11 protein-coding genes and 2 pseudogenes are annotated in these 18,879 nt (G+C 52.6%); 4 read left to right on the plus strand and 9 right to left on the minus strand.

The genetic code is table 11. From position 1 onward, the window contains the following. Window positions 1-379: 379 nt before the first annotated feature. The gene (locus tag FHS77_RS04445) at window positions 380-1,441 is read right to left on the minus strand and encodes a hypothetical protein (RefSeq protein WP_184220655.1); all 1,062 of its coding nucleotides are present in this window, start codon (window positions 1,439-1,441) and stop codon (window positions 380-382) included. A gap of 596 nt (window positions 1,442-2,037) precedes the next feature. Between FHS77_RS04445 and FHS77_RS04450 the strand changes: the two genes are divergently transcribed. The 4 genes and pseudogenes from FHS77_RS04450 to FHS77_RS04465 all read left to right on the plus strand — a co-directional run. Next, the gene (locus FHS77_RS04450) at window positions 2,038-2,370 is read left to right on the plus strand and encodes a hypothetical protein (protein WP_184220657.1); all 333 of its coding nucleotides are present in this window, start codon (window positions 2,038-2,040) and stop codon (window positions 2,368-2,370) included. A 746-nt stretch (window positions 2,371-3,116) separates the two neighbouring features. Beyond that, window positions 3,117-3,965 (plus strand): hypothetical protein, encoded by an 849-nt coding sequence (locus FHS77_RS04455; protein WP_184220660.1) that lies wholly within the window; start codon window positions 3,117-3,119, stop codon window positions 3,963-3,965. Between the two features lie 220 nt (window positions 3,966-4,185). Next, the gene (locus FHS77_RS04460) at window positions 4,186-4,509 is read left to right on the plus strand and encodes a DUF6634 family protein (RefSeq protein WP_184220662.1); all 324 of its coding nucleotides are present in this window, start codon (window positions 4,186-4,188) and stop codon (window positions 4,507-4,509) included. A gap of 209 nt (window positions 4,510-4,718) precedes the next feature. Beyond that, window positions 4,719-4,988, plus strand: a pseudogene (locus tag FHS77_RS04465) (IS3 family transposase); the annotation flags it as partial. Here the strand turns inward: FHS77_RS04465 and FHS77_RS04470 are convergent. The 8 genes and pseudogenes from FHS77_RS04470 to FHS77_RS04505 form a co-directional block, all read right to left on the minus strand. Continuing rightward, window positions 4,888-5,277 (minus strand): transposase, encoded by a 390-nt coding sequence (locus FHS77_RS04470; RefSeq protein ID WP_184220666.1) that lies wholly within the window; start codon window positions 5,275-5,277, stop codon window positions 4,888-4,890. The pseudogene FHS77_RS04465 and the gene FHS77_RS04470 sit on opposite strands and share 101 nt — an antisense overlap. Window positions 5,278-5,321: 44 nt before the next feature. Further along, window positions 5,322-7,403, minus strand: coding sequence for a BREX system Lon protease-like protein BrxL (gene brxL, locus FHS77_RS04475; protein ID WP_184220668.1), 2,082 nt, complete (start codon window positions 7,401-7,403; stop codon window positions 5,322-5,324). Between the two features lie 7 nt (window positions 7,404-7,410). Beyond that, window positions 7,411-9,918: a BREX-1 system phosphatase PglZ type A gene (gene pglZ, locus FHS77_RS04480; RefSeq protein ID WP_184220671.1), complete on the minus strand. Its 2,508-nt coding sequence runs from the start codon at window positions 9,916-9,918 to the stop codon at window positions 7,411-7,413. Then, entirely contained in the window at window positions 9,911-13,414 is a 3,504-nt protein-coding gene (pglX, locus tag FHS77_RS04485; protein ID WP_184220674.1) for a BREX-1 system adenine-specific DNA-methyltransferase PglX, read from the minus strand. The genes pglZ and pglX overlap by 8 nt, the downstream gene beginning before the upstream one ends. Beyond that, window positions 13,414-16,953, minus strand: coding sequence for a BREX system P-loop protein BrxC (gene brxC / locus FHS77_RS04490; protein ID WP_184220677.1), 3,540 nt, complete (start codon window positions 16,951-16,953; stop codon window positions 13,414-13,416). The genes pglX and brxC overlap by 1 nt, the downstream gene beginning before the upstream one ends. Before the next feature lie 3 nt (window positions 16,954-16,956). Continuing rightward, window positions 16,957-17,559 carry a BREX protein BrxB domain-containing protein gene (locus FHS77_RS04495; protein ID WP_184220680.1) on the minus strand — a complete coding sequence of 201 codons (603 nt, stop codon included), beginning with the start codon at window positions 17,557-17,559 and terminating at the stop codon, window positions 16,957-16,959. 2 nt (window positions 17,560-17,561) lie between these two features. Next, window positions 17,562-18,167 carry a DUF1819 family protein gene (locus FHS77_RS04500; protein ID WP_184220683.1) on the minus strand — a complete coding sequence of 202 codons (606 nt, stop codon included), beginning with the start codon at window positions 18,165-18,167 and terminating at the stop codon, window positions 17,562-17,564. Window positions 18,168-18,250: 83 nt separating this feature from the next. Further along, a pseudogene (locus FHS77_RS04505) lies at window positions 18,251-18,442 on the minus strand (integrase); the annotation flags it as partial. Between the last annotated feature and the right edge of the window lie 437 nt (window positions 18,443-18,879).

Genomic DNA, 18,879 nt, shown 5'->3' on the forward strand with positions numbered 1-18,879 from the left:
TTTAGCCATGAATTGGTTTACGATACATTTTGATCATCGTTTGAAAGATCACTTGTAAAAGAAGCGGCAACTTACACAAAATAATAAACAGTCTCTTACACATGGGAAGGCTGTTTGATGATCCAATTGGCCATGAGAAACAAATTCGCTGTAACAATCTAGTAGGCCTCTCTTTTAGTGTCGCACCTCATACAGCTACATCCGCCTACGTTTGGGTTCTTGATGTTAATGCGGTCTCGGTTGTCCTCAATAGCGGCCCTTACGAGAACCACCATTGACTGCCAGATACAAAGGTTCGTCACCATCAATAAAAAATGGCAAGATGCCGCAAAGCATCTTGCCACTAGCAGAATAAATAACTTCAAACCGCCAGCCTGAATTAAATCGCACGTTGCTCCGCTGCCTTAGCTGAAATCGCAAAAGCACGATCCAGCGCAGTACCCAAATCATCAAACTCACTGCGACGCGGTGAAGTGTGCTTTACCAACGGTTTTACAGTTACGACACTTGGCTTTGAAGGTACCTGCATTGGCTCTAGGGATGCAGGCGCAGTTTTAGAAATCGACCATTGTAGAGTGGGCAGTATTTCTTGCGTAAACCAGTCCGGTAATGCGGTCGCCGCTGGCCAATGTTCTTTAATGCTGAGTTTCTCGAGCATAATACGAACCTTTTCCCAATCCGAGTATCGAGGGAACGAAGTGGCTTGTTCGATCCGAACCAAAACGGCAGGATTAGGTGCGACTGGCAGCGCAAGATTGCAAAGTTCGGCGCAGGCAAAACGGGCAAGCATTTTGATTTCATCAAAAACCTGTTCTTTTAGAATACGCTTGCCTTGCGCTTTCTGTTGTAACTCCGCTGCAACGATCTGAATGATTTCAGTCACGTGTTTTTCGAAAGACTTAAGCCCATCGCGAATTTTAATCGCCATCAGCTGGCTCAGTCCTTCAATCCCACCCACTTCAAAAGGATCAATGGTCGTTTTAAAAGGCTCAGGTTTTCCGACCTGCGTTATCTTCCTGATATCTTTAATCTGAAGCCTGCCAGTTTCCGAAGCATGCAATAAAATCTCAGTAACTTGGCTGTCATCCGCTTTGGTTAGTTCGAATAGAGCTGTCGAAGCAGCGCCAAGTTCGACGAGTTTATCTCGGTGACTACCAAGCTTCCTATGAACCGCAACATAGTTGCGTGCGGTACGATCCGTGAAGCCACAGCAGGCCTTAACCCATTTACCAAATGTCCGATCCGGAATGAGTTCATGCGCTTTGGCGAGATGCGCACCTAAATCAAAAGCTTGCTCAGTAGAGCGTCGGCCAAGCCCGACAATATGTTCATGGCACTTTTTTAAGCTTTCGATTTGCTCTTTATCCAGTCCTGCTGCTTCATATTCAAACCCACGATCTTGAGTGTTTGATTTTGTATTTCTTGTCTTAATAATTACCATTTTAAAATCCTAAATTAAAATCTTACAAAATATCGGGCCAAACTCGCCCAATGTCATTATAGCATATTTATCAATGAATTCATATAGTTATTATTTTCATGATTTTTGAAATCCAAAAATTTCGCTCAAAAACGAGCGATTTTGCGCTGCTATTGCCGATCATATGGCAGACATCCAACCTGATCAGTAACGATTGCCAAAATGACTTAATCCAGCCCACATTTCAGTTACGTCGCGACTTCAATCACCCGTGCTCTGCATTGTTTTATAACCTTCGATCAAACGCCGTTTGTCGAAGCCAATAGGAACACCTGAAGAAAAGAGGATTTCTTTATTTTCTATTCTTTCAGGTTGCCGGGACAGTGAGTTGCCTTACCCGCAACCTGATTGGAGTTGCCCGCAGAGCACTACAAATTGGCGGCAATGCATTTCAATTCAGAAAAATTTGCAATAATCCGATTCAAAATACTGGATTACCGTTTCTGAACTCTTGAATTCTGATTCAAAAACAAACGGCGTTTGCGAAAGCGAAATAATGATTGCGCCGACAGTTTTTTGAGCTCACGCTATTGGTATAAATCCGTGAGACTTAAATTATGACAATCAGAAAGCAAGAGGCGGAGCGCTTACGCAAACAACGTGAACGTCAGCAAAGGGTGCGTGAGCGCCATAAACGAGACCGAAAACCATCGCGGGATGATATAGCCCGCGTCTTGCTGCATATGTTCATCATGAGATCTTATAAGACCAATCAAATGCACTTGCTCGAGGGCTATTGCGACATGATCGTTCGCAGACTGAAATCTCAGGGTTTTGATAAAGCTGCAAGCTATGGTGTCTTAGATGACCTTATTGAAAAATACACGAAATCAGATTGGCAGTTTTTTAGAAAGCTTCATTTGAAGGAAGACGATACCCCAATCAAATGAGCTTGCCTTCGTTACGATATCTATGAATTAATTGAGGGTTTCACATCTGATAATGATGGCAGCCATTCTTAAATGATTTGGCAAACATCGTTTGTGCTCAATTTTGTCTTCCCCCCGTTACTTCATAGCACGGCGTTTGCAGATGAATCGCAATTATAGAGTTTTCCAGGAATAATTATTTGGAAACGCTGGCGGCAGATTTTTACTATTTTTATCTGCAGGTTAAGACGAAAAACGCTGTTTAATGTCGCTTAATTTCATGGATCCCGAGCTTCATAAAAACGTGCAGCCAACAACTATATTCAAATGTGCCCACAGGTATTTTCATATGAGGGCCTTCCCGGGTTTTGCCGGTCCTGTCATAGTTTATCCATGTTCAATCACAGAACATAAAAAACGGCTCCGCTAGGTGCGCCAACACCATAACGGAGCCTGACCTGAAACCTTCTCGAAAAGGAAGACGGGCTATGGCCAGCTATACCGATACCCATTTTAAAATGAAAGCACCTGTAATCTGCTCAGCAGTTTTTACAGGACTGAAACGGAAATAATTTCCGCTCCAAATGCGTTCGTGACGTCATAAACCGAACGAACCCCCTCATGTAAATTATAAAACTGGCAGTCGCTTCCGGTGTTTGCAGACATCGTCGGTTGACGCTGCTCGTCATTCAACAACCGCTCAAGTAGCCGCAGCTACAAAAGAGCTTGCAATCTGGTGTGCACATGCTGCCGGAACAGGAGAACCTATGTTATATCAAGCCCCAATCGGCGATATCACCTTTTACACCACACCACTGCCAAGACGGTATTGGTCACGTGGCGTATTTATCACTACACGATATTCAAATTTATACGTTGCTATACAAACCGCCAGCAACCCTGCCCAAGCCAGAGCTGTTGCCAGACAAACTTTGTTAGAGCTGACACCGCTATATGAAGGGGTAAGCATTATTGCTTTTCTTGAAAAAGCACTTTCTACGCATAATCCCTCCTCATCAAAAGAGGATGAAAAGAACAAAATGCCAATCACTATGGATGAACTCGAAGATATATTGGATGCTAGAGGCCTTGTAGTCAACTATGACATTAATAATGAAGTAGAATTAACCAAAATGATATTAGCAGATGAAAATTATGCTTTTGATATCTGCCATTACGATACCGAAAGCAAAAAACTGCTCTGGCTGCATATGGCATACGGATTGGCAGATCAGCCAAAACGCCTGGAGGAATGGAAGCAGCGATCTCTGGATGGTAATTTACACTTGTTACCATTATTTAAGCAGTATTACGGCAAAGACATTAAAAGCATCGAATTCGCATGCATCGATCCATTGTTGAAGCATAGTCAAAAAGAAACAGGCATTTGGTCGTTAAAGGATGCTGATAAATTTACAGGGACACCAGGGACAGCAGAAAAGATCGCATCGTGGCAGAAGCATGCGTTAAATGATCTCAATATGGTGCTCAGCAGACCCAATGCGCCTGATGAAGAAAAACGACTTCAGCAATTAATTGCTGATATCAAGCGCATCGTTCATTCTTCGAATAAGAATGTGAAACTACCGAGCTTGAGCATTTTAACACCCGAATAGCCAAACGGTCATTGTTTATCCAACAAGGCAGCAATCAGGATTGCTGCCACCGGCTAAGGTTTAAGCCACCTTTATCCAAGACAAGCGAAACCGCTTGATGGTTTGAGGTGATCCTCAAGCCTTAGTCCACTCAGTCAGTAATATTACCCAATAAAAATCCCACCCGTTTTTGTGCCCGCAAAAACGAATGACCTACTGTATTCAAAAATAGGATCGAATAATGATTATTCAAAATGGACACATGAACGAAGCATCCATTCGCCAAAATATCACGCTTATGAAAGCTTTAATCCACGATATGGAAAGTTTCTTAGAGGGCACTGGACCGACCCAAGAAACTCTTGAGCAAGCACCTGTCATTGGCAACTGGGAACCTGCAAAACGTGACATACCGTGCCTCTATGGCACTATCATAAATCATCCGCTCTTAGGTGAAGTCGTGCCTGCGGGCCTGACGTCACAACTATGGCTGCTCAATCTTGATCAAGGGTGGGCACGCACGCTTAGCCGTTATTACAAGCTCGGAAAGCAATCTGAAACTTAATCAACCTTTAAAAGAAAGCGACACTCTCGTGCAGAACAAGATTTAGCGGAAATAATTTCCGCTAAATAATAATTTATTATTATTTTTTAAAAGTGAAAGTGAAGTGGTCCTGTTTTTCTGAACAGTTTTTCTATCCAGCTAAGATACACCCTGGTTAGGTTTCATGCTGCTTGGTTGATGTGTATTGTGCTAAAATATGCACTATTCGTCGTGGGAGCCAATATTGCGCTCAAGAATATCAAAAGCTACTGCTCAAATATCGATTTATGCCGTCCATGAGCGGGAAAGGTAATTGTTTTGATAACTCCGCAATAGAAAGCTGCTTTAAATCATTAAAGGCTGAATTGATTTGGCGCAGGCACTGGCAAACAAGGCGAATCATTGAGACTGCACTCTTCGAATATATAAATGGCTTTTATAATCCACGCCGAAGACATTCAACATTTGGCTGGAAATCGCCGGTGGCATTTGAGAAAAAACCGCATAACATGAGAGATAGGCCGGAATACAACCGGTGCAAGACCAACGGATACTTGGATTGAAAGTAAAGAATGGGATGACTTCTTGCCACACCCTGCGCCGTGCAGAGCCAATGGAAGCATATTTCCCGTGCCATTTTCCCTCGAATACATCTAGTTCAATGGCGGCCTTTTCTGCTATGACGGCTTCGTAAATCCGGCGCACATCGCTTGCAACAATTTTGCAGTCTTTCCAGACGCAAAAATTCAAAGAATGACGCACCAGATAAACAATACAGATCTGCACCATTATTTCTTTCTAAACCTCCAGTTTCGAACTTTTGGCCTAAAATTTTACTGTGAATGGATATAGGTTATGTAAAAACCACGAACCATTCGGTGCTCCTGCATCCGTTCTCCCAGCGAGAAACCGTTCATCTTCCGGGGGGTCGGCTGAAAAATATCCAGCCCACGATCCAGAACCATCTTCCATCCGGTGTCTGTCGTGATGTCGCGGGCATGGAGCGTTCCGCTCCCATCAAACGCCCAGGTGAAATCAACGCCCGTGCCTGTGCAGGCTTCAGCAATCCCGTCCAGGCACTCTCGCTGCTCCTGGATGTTCCCATCGTCCGGAGCCGTGACAAGATGCACAGCGATCTGATCTTCAGGCTGTTTGCGCCTGATCAGCATCTCGATCAGTTCCATCACGTTGCGCGCCTGATGGAACTTTCGGATATAGGGGTCTGTGATGATGATCCGCGTCGCGCCATCCGTCCAAGGACCAAAGATCTTGTCGAAACTGATGCCCTTGCGGTTTTCTGTGAAAACGACATGTCCGGGAGTTGGGGGTGAGTGCGGGGCAGCGGCAACGGCAGGTGCTGCGGAAGCAGCCACCGTTGAGACCGGCTCTGCCGGTACCAACCCAATCTCTTGTTGATTCGTACCTTCACTTCCATCGTCGGTTGATCGACGGTGGTAGAACTGGGGGAACTCCTCTTCCTCCAGCGTGGCGACGGCGCGCTTTGCGCCATCCGATGCGATGTAATGGAAATCTGCTGCCTCAAAGGTGCTGTCGATCCGCAGGAGCTGATCCTTCACCCGCTTTCGGCATTCAATCGCAAAGCGCAGCAGTTCTTCAACTTCGGCTTCTGTCTCGCCTCCATTCGGGAAGATCAGCTTCAGCAGACCTGACATGGTCTTGTTGATCGCCGCACGGTCCCGGGTATGGGTCTGAACCGGAATGGTGAAATAGCGATCTGGCCGGTGCGAGAAGTCCTCCGCACGCAGATGGCGCAGGATTTCGGCGAGATAGTCAACAATGAACCCATAGCCAGATGTGAACATCTCTCCCCGGATGATGTCGACCTCCCATCCGGGCAGATAGGCATGCAATCGATCAATAAAGGCGCTGTCGTGGAACTGCGGCGGCAGAGCTTCGAACAGGTCCGTATTTTTGAGCATCCAAGGCACGTTATGGTCCGTGTTGCCGACGAAGGCGAAGCTGGCCTCGGCGCCCATCGGATTTACACCACGAGAGAACTGCTTGTTTGCCATGTAGTTCTTCATGATATCGACAAGCGCCTTGTTGGCCGTCTTCTCGCGGCCGGCAAATTCGTCAAAGGCCACGACATCCCAAAAGCCGACCAATCCGATCCGGCCATTGGAATTGTTCACGAAAAGCTTGGGAACCGTGATTTCACCGCCCGAGATCAGCTGACCATGTGGTGAAAACTCGGAATAGATATGAGATTTTCCCGTCCCCTTGGGACCAAGCTCGATGAGGTTGTAGTTACGCTCAACAAATGGCACCAGGCGCAACAGTTGCAAAAGCTTTGACCTGCGCCCGAACAGTGACGGATCAAAGCCGATGCTCTGCATCAGCAGATCGATCCATTCCTCGGTGGTGAACTTGTCCCGCGTCTCGCGATAGCCGTCATAGTCCACACGGGCGATCTGGATCGGCTTCAACGTGTCGATGATCCAGGGGGAGATCCGGCTGTCTTCCGAAAATTCGTACTGCACATCGGCGATGCACCAAATACCCGTAACCAGCAGTTTCGGGTGCGCCTTTACCGTGGCGCTGTCGATGGCAACCCGCTTGATACCGAGGTTTTCAAAGACCGCCTCATAGGCATCGGTCTTTTCATTCAGCGCCACGCTAACCTGATCGATGACCTTGTAGCGGCCACGCTCCTTGATCGTTGATTGTACCAACCCCGCTTCGGAACGATGGACGTAGTGCTTGCGCAGGATGTCCTTGACCGTTTCAATGCCTGTCGCAATCGAGGCTTCGTCATCGGTCGCGCAATACTGGCCGAGAAGGTATTCGAGCACATAAGTGGGGACAATGGCGTTCCCCTTCACGGCCTTCACCAGGTCCTTACGGACCACGAAACCGGCAAAATGCTCATTGATCTTGTCATCAAGGGTCGACATCGGCACCTCAGAAATCGAAATCTGTACTGATCCCGCGTTTCAGCAGCAGCGGCTGCGAAGCGTGATCTTCGAAATGGCTGGTCTTGCCGATGCGCGTTCGCAGCTTCAGGAAGACTGTCTGATTGTTATAGGCGTCTGCCGCCTTGGACAGCAGGAAGCTCCGCGACAGCTCACGCTCGCGCGGGTTCTCGGACGCGAAATCGAATTCCAGCTTGGCTTCGTCCGAGATGAGCGTTTCATCGCCGGCAAAGATTGCGGCATAGACCTGCCGGGGCTGCTGTTTCTCGGTAACCGGCTCCGCCTGATAGAATGTGATCTGGATTTGGCCGGTGGTGATCTGGGCGCGGGCCGGAGGAATGATCTGCACCGACACCTGCCCGATATCCTCCTTGCGCTGCTTGCCCACACGCAGAACCGGCAGGACGATCTCCTGCAGGCTCGCCCCGCCATGGACAGAACGACTGCCTGATCCTTTCACGCGCAGACGGTTGATCGAGTTCGGGATCAGGATGTCCTGATCACCATCCAGACCAAGCTGTGCCGCTGTGAACTTCTTCATACCACCGCTGCTGCTAAGACCTCGCCCGATCACATAGCGACGGTTGCGTGTGACGATATCGCCTTCCGGCTCACTCAGCGCAAAACCGCTTTCTTCCAATGCCTTGTGCTGCCACAGGAACCCATGATCGGCTGTGATCAGAATGTTCGAGAAATTGGCCGAGGTCAGCTTGCGTACCAGCTTCACCAGATCCTCGATGGCCGTCTCGGCCGCCGCAGGAACATTTTCTTCGGTGGCGAGCTTGTCGCCAATCGCGTCAATCTGATTGTGGTAAAGGTAGAGGATGTCGTGATCCCGAAAGAGGTCTTTGCCCTCTGATGAGCCGAGATTCATGAAATCTTTCGCCACCAGAACCTTGGCCCGATCTCCAGCCCGGCCCGCCACCAGCGCCTTTTCACGAGCGGCGGCACCCATGGTACTTTCGCCGTCCAGAAGCACCAGATCATTGTCATCGCGGATCGTCAGTTGCCGGTGCGGCAAGAGCGCCGCCATTCCGAGCTGGGTATAGCTGGGCAAGGCCCCGATCATCGGCTTCAAATCGGCATCAAACCGGTTGAGCTTGCGGATCTCGCGCAGCGCCTCTTCGGCCACCTCATAGCGCAGCGCGTCCGAGATGATGACCACGACCTTCTGGTCCTTGCGCCTGAACTCTGCGGCCTGTTCGCGGTAGAAATCCATCTGACGCGGAAAGCCCGGAATCGCCCAGTCCGTCAGGCGGGCAACCTGATCCTGCCAGGCGTCGTTCAGCTTCAGCACGAAATTCGTGGTGTAGCGGTTCTCGACCGCCTCATAGAGCGCGGAGAGCAGCCCCGACTGCCCGCTTTTCTGCATGTGATAGATGAACTTGCGGTAGAGCTGGTCCAGCCGGAACCAGCTTGCGGAATAGCGCTTCACGCCATCGGACAGGCTCGTCATGGTCAGGTCGGCTTCGGCCAGGGCCTGCTGGAACTCCGTCGCATAGCCGATGGCCTGATAAACATCGGCGTAACGGCCATACCAATGGCTCTGGCGGCGGTCGCGCACCCATTTCAGCACATCTGTCGCCGGCAGGCTTTGTTCGGCCAGCCCTTCAACGATGGCGACAACGATCCGCCGGTCCACTTCCTCGAAATGGTCATGCGGGATCAGGACGCGGAAATCGCGCGAGGCGAGATCATCCCTGATCTTCAACACATCCTGATAGTCGCCCGACAGTTTCTCGAACGCCTCACCCCACCGGCGCGAGGCGCTCCAGCGGCGGAACATCAGCGCGGCATTGGTATTCAGGGGCGCAGTCTCGCCCATAGCCCGCGCCCATGCGCTGGAAAACAGCGTGATGGCGAAATCCTGAAAATCCGGGGTATCCGTCGAATAGCCGTAGCGCGCCGAAACCTCTTTCCAGAAAAACTCCGCCAGCCCAACCCGGTCGATGAGCCGCAGTGAATCATCCTGTCCATCAGCCAGTTCAGCCAGCAACGCCTCGATCACCGTATCGAGATCGCCATCCGCACCGGAGCAGACCGCCAGCATCTTGCGGCGGACATCGTTGGCGCTTTGAGATGGCCGCTCGCGCTCGATGGCGCGCAGCGCTTCCAGCCGCTTGCCAGAACGGTAGAATTCGAGGTGATCACGCACGGCGTCATCGTACTTCACTGGAATACCCAGATCAGCCACCCAGATCGCCGCCTGATCGGCGCTGAACACGGCGCTGGCCAGTTGCACATCCAGCAACCAGTTTTCCTCCCTCGGCAGTTCAGGGCCATCCTTGTAGAGCAGGAAGCGCGCCTTCGGCTCCTGCCGCAACATGCGGTATTTCAGGCCAAACTCGTTGTTGACGATCTCGACCTTGGTCACGCCCGGCAGATCCACCGCGTCGAACGCCGCGCGCAGATCGCGGGCGGCGTCATACCAGAAGACGATGCGGCGGCCCTGATCCTCATAGAGGCGCATCAGGCCGGCGGTGATGCGGTCAGTCATCCGCAGCCTCCAGCCCCTTGATCGGCTTCAACGCGCCGGCGAACAGCGGATAGTTGCGCTTCACCCCGTCATCCAGATCGATGGCAATTTTCTGCTGCGCCATCGGATAGACGACATCGCGTTCCCATTCGGTCAGTTCGGCGATCTGTTTGATTACCGTGGCTGTTTCCTTCTGCGCTTTTGTTTGCTGGGCGGGCGTAGCTGTAGGATCCATGGCCAGCTTTTCCAGTCGGGCGTGCTCGACCTCCAGCTTGTGGATGAACTCACGCAGATACTGGTTCAGTACGACCGAGACGGTGTCGGGCCGGTAGCGGTGCATATAGATCAGTGCGTTGAAGCTGCCCTTGGGGCTGGAGAACATCCAGTAGATTGGGCGCTTCTTGTAGCGGCGAACGTGGTAGTCGAAGAAGTCCTTCGTGAACCATTTGCGCAGATCCTTGCCGAGCGCCTTTTCGATAAAGGCGAGGTTTTCGCGGAACTTCGCTTCGCCAAAGGTGACACGCAGGAAGTCCCGGGCGCGGGTGACGATGTCATCGGCGAACCAGTCGGCATCCAGCACCGGGATGACATTGTCACGGTCAGGCGCGAAGGTCGGTTCCGGCACGCAGGCCAGATACTCCTCCACCCCCTCTCCCTGATTGGCGAGGATCAGGCCCGGCGCGCCGAGGCTGTAGCGCCCGAACATGCAGCCCACGGCATAGTGGAGGAATTCGGCCACCGTATCCTCACGCAGCCGCACCTCGCGATCCTCCTCCGAGGACTTCATGCCATAGCGATAGGCCGGGTTGCACGTGAGGGTGATCTCCTCGATCGGCACCTCGGGGGTGAGTTCATCAGCCAAACCATAGGCGTCGATGAAGACGCGGTTGTTCTCTTCCTCCAGCCGCTGCATCTCGTCCGTCGTACCCTGCCAATGGGCGCGGAGGGCGACGTAAGTGGCAGCGAGCGTTTCTCCCCGGTGGTCGGGGTGGAGCAGCGGCAGCGTTGTGAAATCCCAGGAGGTTTCGAAGGTGTCCCAATCTATTTTAGACAAAGTACACAAGCGTGTCACGTTGTCAGACGTCGGACCACTAACCCGAATTACAGGGATCGAAGAAATATTCCCAACTGTATAGTTTAGAGTTGGAGAAAGAAGACCAATAACCCCAAATACAGCCTTCGAATTTAGTAGGCCGCAAATTTCATCGAGCGGCACACTTGAAAATAAGCACAAGCCTCCAGTATCAAATGCAAATCCAGAACCAAATCGCCTAAAACTCGGATAGCCAGAAGAAACTTTTGACCATGTCACCCCTGGCAGGAAATAGTACTTCTCCCCTCTCACAAATGAGCCGGCATAATTCTTTACATCCCTTCCGTTATCCTGCCAATTAATTACATATTCGTTATTTCCATACCACTTTCTGTACTCGCCGCCCTTATTGTATGGAAACCACTTCTGCCTTCCACTCAATAAACTTCTGTCTTTTGTATTTTGCCTGCTAAAATCTTCCGCGGAAATCTCAGTCCAAAGCTTGAGAAACCGACCCACATCACCCGTCGTTGTTCCTTCCACAACATTTGATATCTCGCCGAGCTTTGGATTGTCCGCAAACATCCGAACCTGCTGATGCGATGCCCAATAAGAAATCGGGCTGCCCGGAATTTTCTCGAAATCTTCCGCTGAAGCGCGGTAAAGCCAGCCACAGCCTCGCTGCTTTTTATTGCGCACATTGTGTGGAGGAAATTGTCCCGGAACGCCGCTTTCATCTAGGTCAGCATACTCAACATAGAAAAAACTGCCTTGCCCCATTTCGGAGCGTCCCTGCTTCCACACCGTAGCAGACGTCCCGAAGGCGATTCCCATAACCATATTCCCCATGTGACACATGGTGGTGATCGCGCTTACATCATTCAGTTTTGTTCTGAGTTTTTCATACGACGACAAGAACATCCATGATTGCATCGTAACCATCGCGGAATAACCTGATGGAAAAATTATCCCGAACCCACGCTCGATGAACATCGCAAACAGGTCTGATTTACTGTCGGGATATTTTGTTTTAGCAAAATCCCCCAGCGCTCCGTTCATACCTTTGCCGCCCATATACGGCGGGTTAGCCACCACCACATGATATTTCGGCGACAGCGCCTCGGCCATGCGCAGCACGGCCACGACACGCTCCTGCACCTCTTTCAGAAGCAGGTCGGTACCAAAATCCCGTGCCTCGACCACCCGCAACGTCTCGGCCGGACCACACAGTGTCGGCACGATCAGCGAGCCAAAGTTCTTCGCCTGCTCGAACTGCCCAAGCGTCTCGCGCAGTTCATCCGTGAACAGATCCTTGCCCACCACGGCGGCCACATCCTGCATCTCGGCGGGGGTGAAGCGCACATCCTGCAGCACGGCGATGTCGGGCTTCGCCTCCATCCGCAGGAAACGCCGGCGCCCCAGCTTCGCCGCCGCCTTCATCGACAGCGCGAATGCCGCCAAGGCACCGGCACGGTCATCAATCTCGATGCCGGTCAGGTTGTGCTGCAGGATCAGGCCGGGGATGTCGGCCGCGTCATGGCCTTCCTCGGCATAGATTTCATAGAGCAGGTCGAACGCATAGGTCAGCATATGGCCCGAGCCGCAAGCCGGATCACAGATGCGGATATCCTCGGGCCGGGTGATGCGCAGGAAATCCGTCTCCGGCTCTTCCGGCGCAATGTAATAGTCCATCTTCGCCGCCAGCTTCGATTGCGGGCGATTGAGCAGCCACAATCGCCCCAGCGAGTTTTCCACCAGATAGCGGACGATCCAGTGAGGGGTGAACAGCTGCGTCGCGGCAGGAATGTTCTCCGCCGTGATCTTCTGGTTCTTCTTCAGGCCCGCAAAAACCTGATCCTTCTTTTCGCTGATATAGAACTGGTAAAGCCAGCCGATGATCTCGACATCCTTGCAGGCATCTTCCGTCATCACCTCGCGCAGGCGGGCAAGGATGCTGTCCGGCGACAGAAGATCGTCGGGCATCAGCAGTTCGGTATAATCTGCGGCCCGGTCGAGCATGTCGGCGCGCTCGAACATATAAGGCATCGCGCCGTGCCATTCGTTGCAGGCATGGATTAGCAGCAGCCGATAGGCTTCGGCCTGCCCGTCATGGGTGGGGCGGGTGCCGTTCAGATATTCGGCAATCTCGGGCCGGGCACGATCCGGCAGGTTACCGGCCATCGCCTCGGCCAGAATCTCGGGCCGGGTAGCGCCATCGGCGGGCGACACCACGCGCGGGTTGGTCAGACCCGTCACGTCCATGAAGCGCAGCGCGGTAAAGCGGTTGAACCAGGTATAGGCTGCTTGCTCGATCACCTGCGCGCGGTTGCTGTTGGCTGCGGCTTCCAGCTTGACAATTGCCTTGGGGTGTTCGCGGCGGGCCGCCGCGCCCTCGGCCAGCACCATGTCCAGCCGGGCCGTGACCTGATCGATCAGCAGGTTGCGCGCGCTTTGCGCAAATTTCTTGAGCGCGTTGGTATCCATCAGACAATCACTTTCTTGCCCGCGCCGATCTCGGCCAGCAGGGTCTTTTTCATCTCGTCGAGGTAGCGGGTCACATCGTCCGCATCTTCGAGATAGGCTTTCCCGATAGAGACGGTGATCGACTGGGCGTTGACATATTGGGGCTTTGCCGGTGCCGGCGGCACATATGGCTTTGCCGGGGCTTCGGCCACGCCACCGGAAGGTGCGGGCTGAGGCGCGGGAACCGGTGCTGGTGCAGGCGTCAGTTCGGCGATCCGGGTCAGCGTATCGGCCAGAAGGTTGGAACGCACCTCAGTCGCCCGATGGCGCAAGGCCGGGATCAGGGTTTGCGAGGCCACGCTGGCTTTCTGCGCGGCAAGCTCATTGCGAATACGCGTCTGCTGCTCTGGCGGTAGCGCACGGAATTCCGAGGTCTGGGTGGTTTTCTCGGCCACCTCTTCAATCGCCGCTATGACGGCGTTGCGCTCGGCCAGAACCGTTTGTTCGATACGCTCCTTCAGCGCGTAGAAATCCGCCTTCAGTTCCTGGATCGCGGTGCCCTTGAAGCACTGCGGATCGGCCAGCGCCCGACGCAGCGCATCGGCGGCAGAATCTTCGGCAAAGGTGACGTTCTGATCCTGAGCGGTCAGGAAAGCGCGCACCTCGTCATAGATGACCTTCTGCGGTCCGGAGATGAAGCTGCGGACCTTGTCGAGGATATCTTCCTTGGCATCCAGCAGCTGATCTTCCTGCCCAACCGGGCCGATAATGAACCAGGTCGCCGACTGGTCGCGCATGCTATCGAGCAGAGTTCGCAGAGGATCGAGGGCGGCGGCAAAGGGATAGGCTGCAATGGCACGGCTCTCCTGCTCGACATCGCCAAGCAGCATGCGCAACTGCGCCTGCCACTCCGCCCCGAGACTGCGCGCGTCATTCCCCGAGGCGGGAAGATCGAACAGCTCCTGAAACAGTTCGCGCGATTTGCGGATCTGGGCGGCAGTGAACTCGATTTGCGGGGAAAGCAGAATGTTGCCAAGGGCATGGCTGTTGCGCAGCCCCTGTATCAGCGCATCACCCTCCAGGAGAGCGCTGTCGGCCCGAGCTTCGAGCTTGCCGCGCGCAACAAGGCTCGCGGTCAGGCAGAGAACCGCGATGGCGGGCCAGCCATAAGGTTTTGCTCCGAACTTCTCGACCAATGCCTTGACCGAGACCCGCGTCCCAAGGCGCATCTGAGCCTGAGCGTGATTCAGCACGTCCTGCTCGGCTTCGGTCAGACCGCTGCCTTCGGCGCCGAATAGTCCGCCATCGATACGGCCGGCACGCCCAAGATCTGCTTCGGTGTAGGTGGCGCCGCGCAGCACAGGCAGGCTGGTATAGACCTTGTCGACCAGCACCTGGAAGCCTTTGACCAGCCGTTCCTGCGGGTCTTCCCCTCCGATTTCCAGCTCGGCTCCACGCACGAAAAGGCGAGCATCTGCGATCAGAGTGCGGAGACGCTGCACCAGTTCCTTTTCGCGCCGCGTATTCTGATCACGCTTTTCCGCAATGATACGATCTCGGCCGGGCTGAGCGTCACCGCTGGTGACCTGACGGGCAAATTTTACGGTCTGGAGCCAGAGGATGAGATCGCGCGTAAAGCGCACATCACGCCCGAGCAGAACAATCATCTCATCGCTTGCCATGCTGTTCGAACGAACCACATCCGGTGCGTCGGAATCGTCGCTGAACGGCGAGATGATATTGACGGAAAGCTCATGCTCCCGGTTCAGGCTGTGCCCGTCGAGCCTGCGGGTAAAAGCATAGTCCACACCGGTGCCGGCATGCTTGATCTTGCCGTGACGTAGGATCGCGCCGAACGCCAGTTCATCGAGCTGCCGTTCTATCTCGGCGGGATCGACGGCAATTGCCTTAATCTCGGCCTCGACGTCCTTTTCCTCATTGGTGAGGAATTCATAGACTTCACCATTGCGCTGGATCAGCGTCTGGCGTTCCAGAAGCGACAAAGCCTCTTCGATATTACGGCGCTGCTCGGTCTGGTCCGCCTCGAACCGGGACAGCAGGAGTATCGATATGTTGCGGGCAGTCGGTTTGAATTCCTTGACGTATTTGACAAGGAACAGGACTTTCAGAACCCGAACCGCGAAGTCATCGCCAAGGTTCTTCTCGGCCAGCTGGATCGACTGCTGAACCGAGGATTTGAGGGCAGTGCGAATCCCCTCAAACATCAGGTCGAAGGTCGCCAGCCCCCCGACTGGCGTATCCGCCAGCTTTTTAGCCACCTCCTGAAACACCCCTAGCATAGAGCGTTCGCCGACCGAGCTATGCTTGCCCTCAAACGCGTTATGCTGAGAGAGGCCCATGATCGCACGCTGGAACAGATCGTACTGGTAGTTCGGGAACGGATAGCTCGCGACGAACTGCTCCTTTCCGGAGAAGTTCCTGAACTTGAAGGAATTATCTCCAAAATCGAACAGGGTGCGCAGGTTGTTCTCCTCAGCATCGTAAAGATTGCCAAGGGTGATCTGACCAGCCTCGGTCTTAGCCAGAAGGCGGCGCTGGATGACTTCGGCCACATCCTGGGAATTCAGAGGCATCCGGTTGGCGAAGCGTGCCTGAATTTTCGAAAAGTCATTTTCTTGCTGCGCGGTCAGATCCCCGATAACCGAACCCATGTCCTGCTGGGCAGTGACAACAATCCAGGCCTGCCCCTTGCACTTAGTGTTCAGGCTTTCGGCAATGGTTTGCAGGTTCGTCATGAGCTTGACGTTGTCAGCGATATACTGCCCCACCTCATCGACGAAGAAATTCAGCCGGAACTTCGGTCCCTGCGCATCGATCCATGACTTCACCATATTGGCAAAATCTTCGATCGAGACCTTCGTATCCTTGCGATACTGACCAAGAATATCCTTGACCTCATCGCCCGTGACCTCGGCAAAGGCGGCGGCAATGTGCTTGCCTTCCATCAGAGCCTGTTCGCGCCCGCGCTCCCAGGGCTTGCCGGAAGACTGCTCGAAAGCCGCCTTGAAAGCATCAAGCTTCCCCCGGCTATCCAGATCACGCTCGAACTGCGCGATATGCGGGAGTTTGCCGTAATAGCCGCACATCTCGTCAAAGACCTTCTGGAAGACGGCGAGAAGCGCATCGACATCCGCCTTCGAGATCACATCCGCCTTCTGGTCGATGTTGAACAAGACCGACCGGGATGGAATCGACACTGCCTTGCGCAAAGCCCCCGCCAGCATCGGGTTGCCCGCAAGCTTCCGCTCAAAGATTTCGACGGCACGCTGCCCTTCGACCTCGTCATTCTCCAGCAGAAGGGCGAGCATCTTCAGCAGGTGAGACTTACCTGACCCGAAGAAGCCAGAAATCCACACGCCGTTCGCGGTATCATAATTGTTGTAGGCGTCGAGGAATTGCTCCAGCCGGGTGCCGATCTCATTGGTGATGACATATTCATCGAGCTCGGTCAGGAGGCTGGCCTTGTCGTCAGCCTTGATCACCCCATCGATCGAACGGTCGACCGGCTTGGCAAAGATATCACGTAGAATAACAGCCATCGGTCAGACCTCGTAATTCATGATATTGAACGCGCGGTAGTATTTGTCGTCATGGAGTAAGCCGAACAATTCCAGCGATGCTCCTGTCGCCAGCGCGTGCGTGTATTTTCCCGGAAAGAACATGACCGTCGGGCGATCTTTCGCGGTGCTTTGCAGGTTGTTGAGTACGTTGTGCGACCGCAGGTAGGGGTAAACCTCGCCTACGCCTGACAGGAAGATCACGTCGTGCGGGACTTCTTCGATACGCCGCGCAATCTCTGGAATGAGGTGCGCCTGCGGGTCCAGTACGCCCTGCAACAGCTCTTTGAGCTCCGCCTTTTCCGTTTCGGCTTCAACCTCAAGAATCTGCTCGAATATTCCCCGATCTTCGAGGATCCTGAGTGAAAGGTCATAGAGATCGATATCGAGTACGCGCACGCCAGCGTGGCCCAGCCGGGCGATCAGATCCGCGCGATCCTCGCCCAGGCTCAGTCCGTCTTCGGCATCAAAAGCGCAGATGAAAAAAGGAACCTCGTTTCCCAGCCCTTGCATTTGCAAAAAACGATCACTGGAAACTACCCTGAATAGGTGCTCGGCGCGGGCGCGCCTATCAGTTTTCGTGCCCACAATTACCCCCCATTTCCGGGAAAGACCCGCAAGTCCGCCGGATTACTCTCCTCAATCAGCCGCTTCATGCGCCCCGACAACCAAACCGGCTGAATTCTACCTTCGACACTTAACAAACCAGCTTCACGCAATATCCGAAACAGAACCTGACGTAATTTTGCACAGGTTGAGGAAGACAGTTGCGCAAGACTTAAATCTTGCTCAGCCTTCTCTGCCAGGAAGAGATCGAACACTTCCTGTCCCATGTCAAGTCGCCAGGACAAAAAACGCTCGTTAAGCACCTCGACAGCAAATTCATGTACAAAACGATAGCTCCGGCAAACAGATAACCATATCATAGCCTGCTGCTCAGCACGATCCGCCTCTGTCAACAGATAATGGCGCTCATCATCGGAGAGATGACCTATCCGGTCAAATACTTCACGCAGCGCACGCGTTTGCGAAGCCAACTTCGGCAAGGTCGATACCCCCTGACCAAGTAAGCGCTCACGCACATCTGCCCACTGCTCGCCGGGTTGATAAGTCCCTGCGATGATAAGGCTCTCGTTCAGCATTAAGCCGCCCACACTAAAGGACATGCGATAGGGTCGTGACTGTGATGCGGTCATAATTCTTTAGCCATTAGTTACTGAATAAGCCCTATAATCTAAACACAAACCTTGAAATTACAAATCCACGTAAAACTCTTTATCTAGGACGATTTCATAGCATAGCTCTCCCACGCTGCCATCATTCCGCGCCTTTTATCCAATAGATCAGTACGATGATAAGCAGCTTCAGTTGCATTGCCTATTGTATGCGCAAGGGCTCGTTCTGCTACATCGCGTGGATAGCCATTTTCAGAAGCCCAGTCACGGAAGGTGGATCGAAAGCCGTGTGCGGTTGCTATACGATTGGGTGTATCGCTCTCTACCTGCTGATCTCCAATCAGTACAGTAATTAAAGTGACGCGGAAATCATTTCCTCTTATAATATGAGATTTAGCAAGCAAAATCATTCAAAAATCAGCTGTTGCTTTCATCACCGAAATGATACACAAATGTGTGACATATTTTGTGTTGGAATTTTTCCACCTATTGAAATCATTGAGAAAAATGCTTTCGCTGGGAATCCAGGTTCCCCAGCCAAATTTCTTTTTTCAAAATATAATATATAAAAATCGTATCCACTACGTCATCGTTCCATCTCATAAAATTCAATCTTATCAAACCAGCTCAAAGCCGGTATAATTCCTCCAGATATAAGCATAGTTCACGCAACTGCGCTTTGATAAATACATAGAATATTTGCTTATTTTCTTGTAAAAGACGTTCAGACAAT

Source organism: Paenochrobactrum gallinarii (assembly GCF_014205685.1).
GTDB classification, from domain to species: domain Bacteria; phylum Pseudomonadota; class Alphaproteobacteria; order Rhizobiales; family Rhizobiaceae; genus Paenochrobactrum; species Paenochrobactrum gallinarii.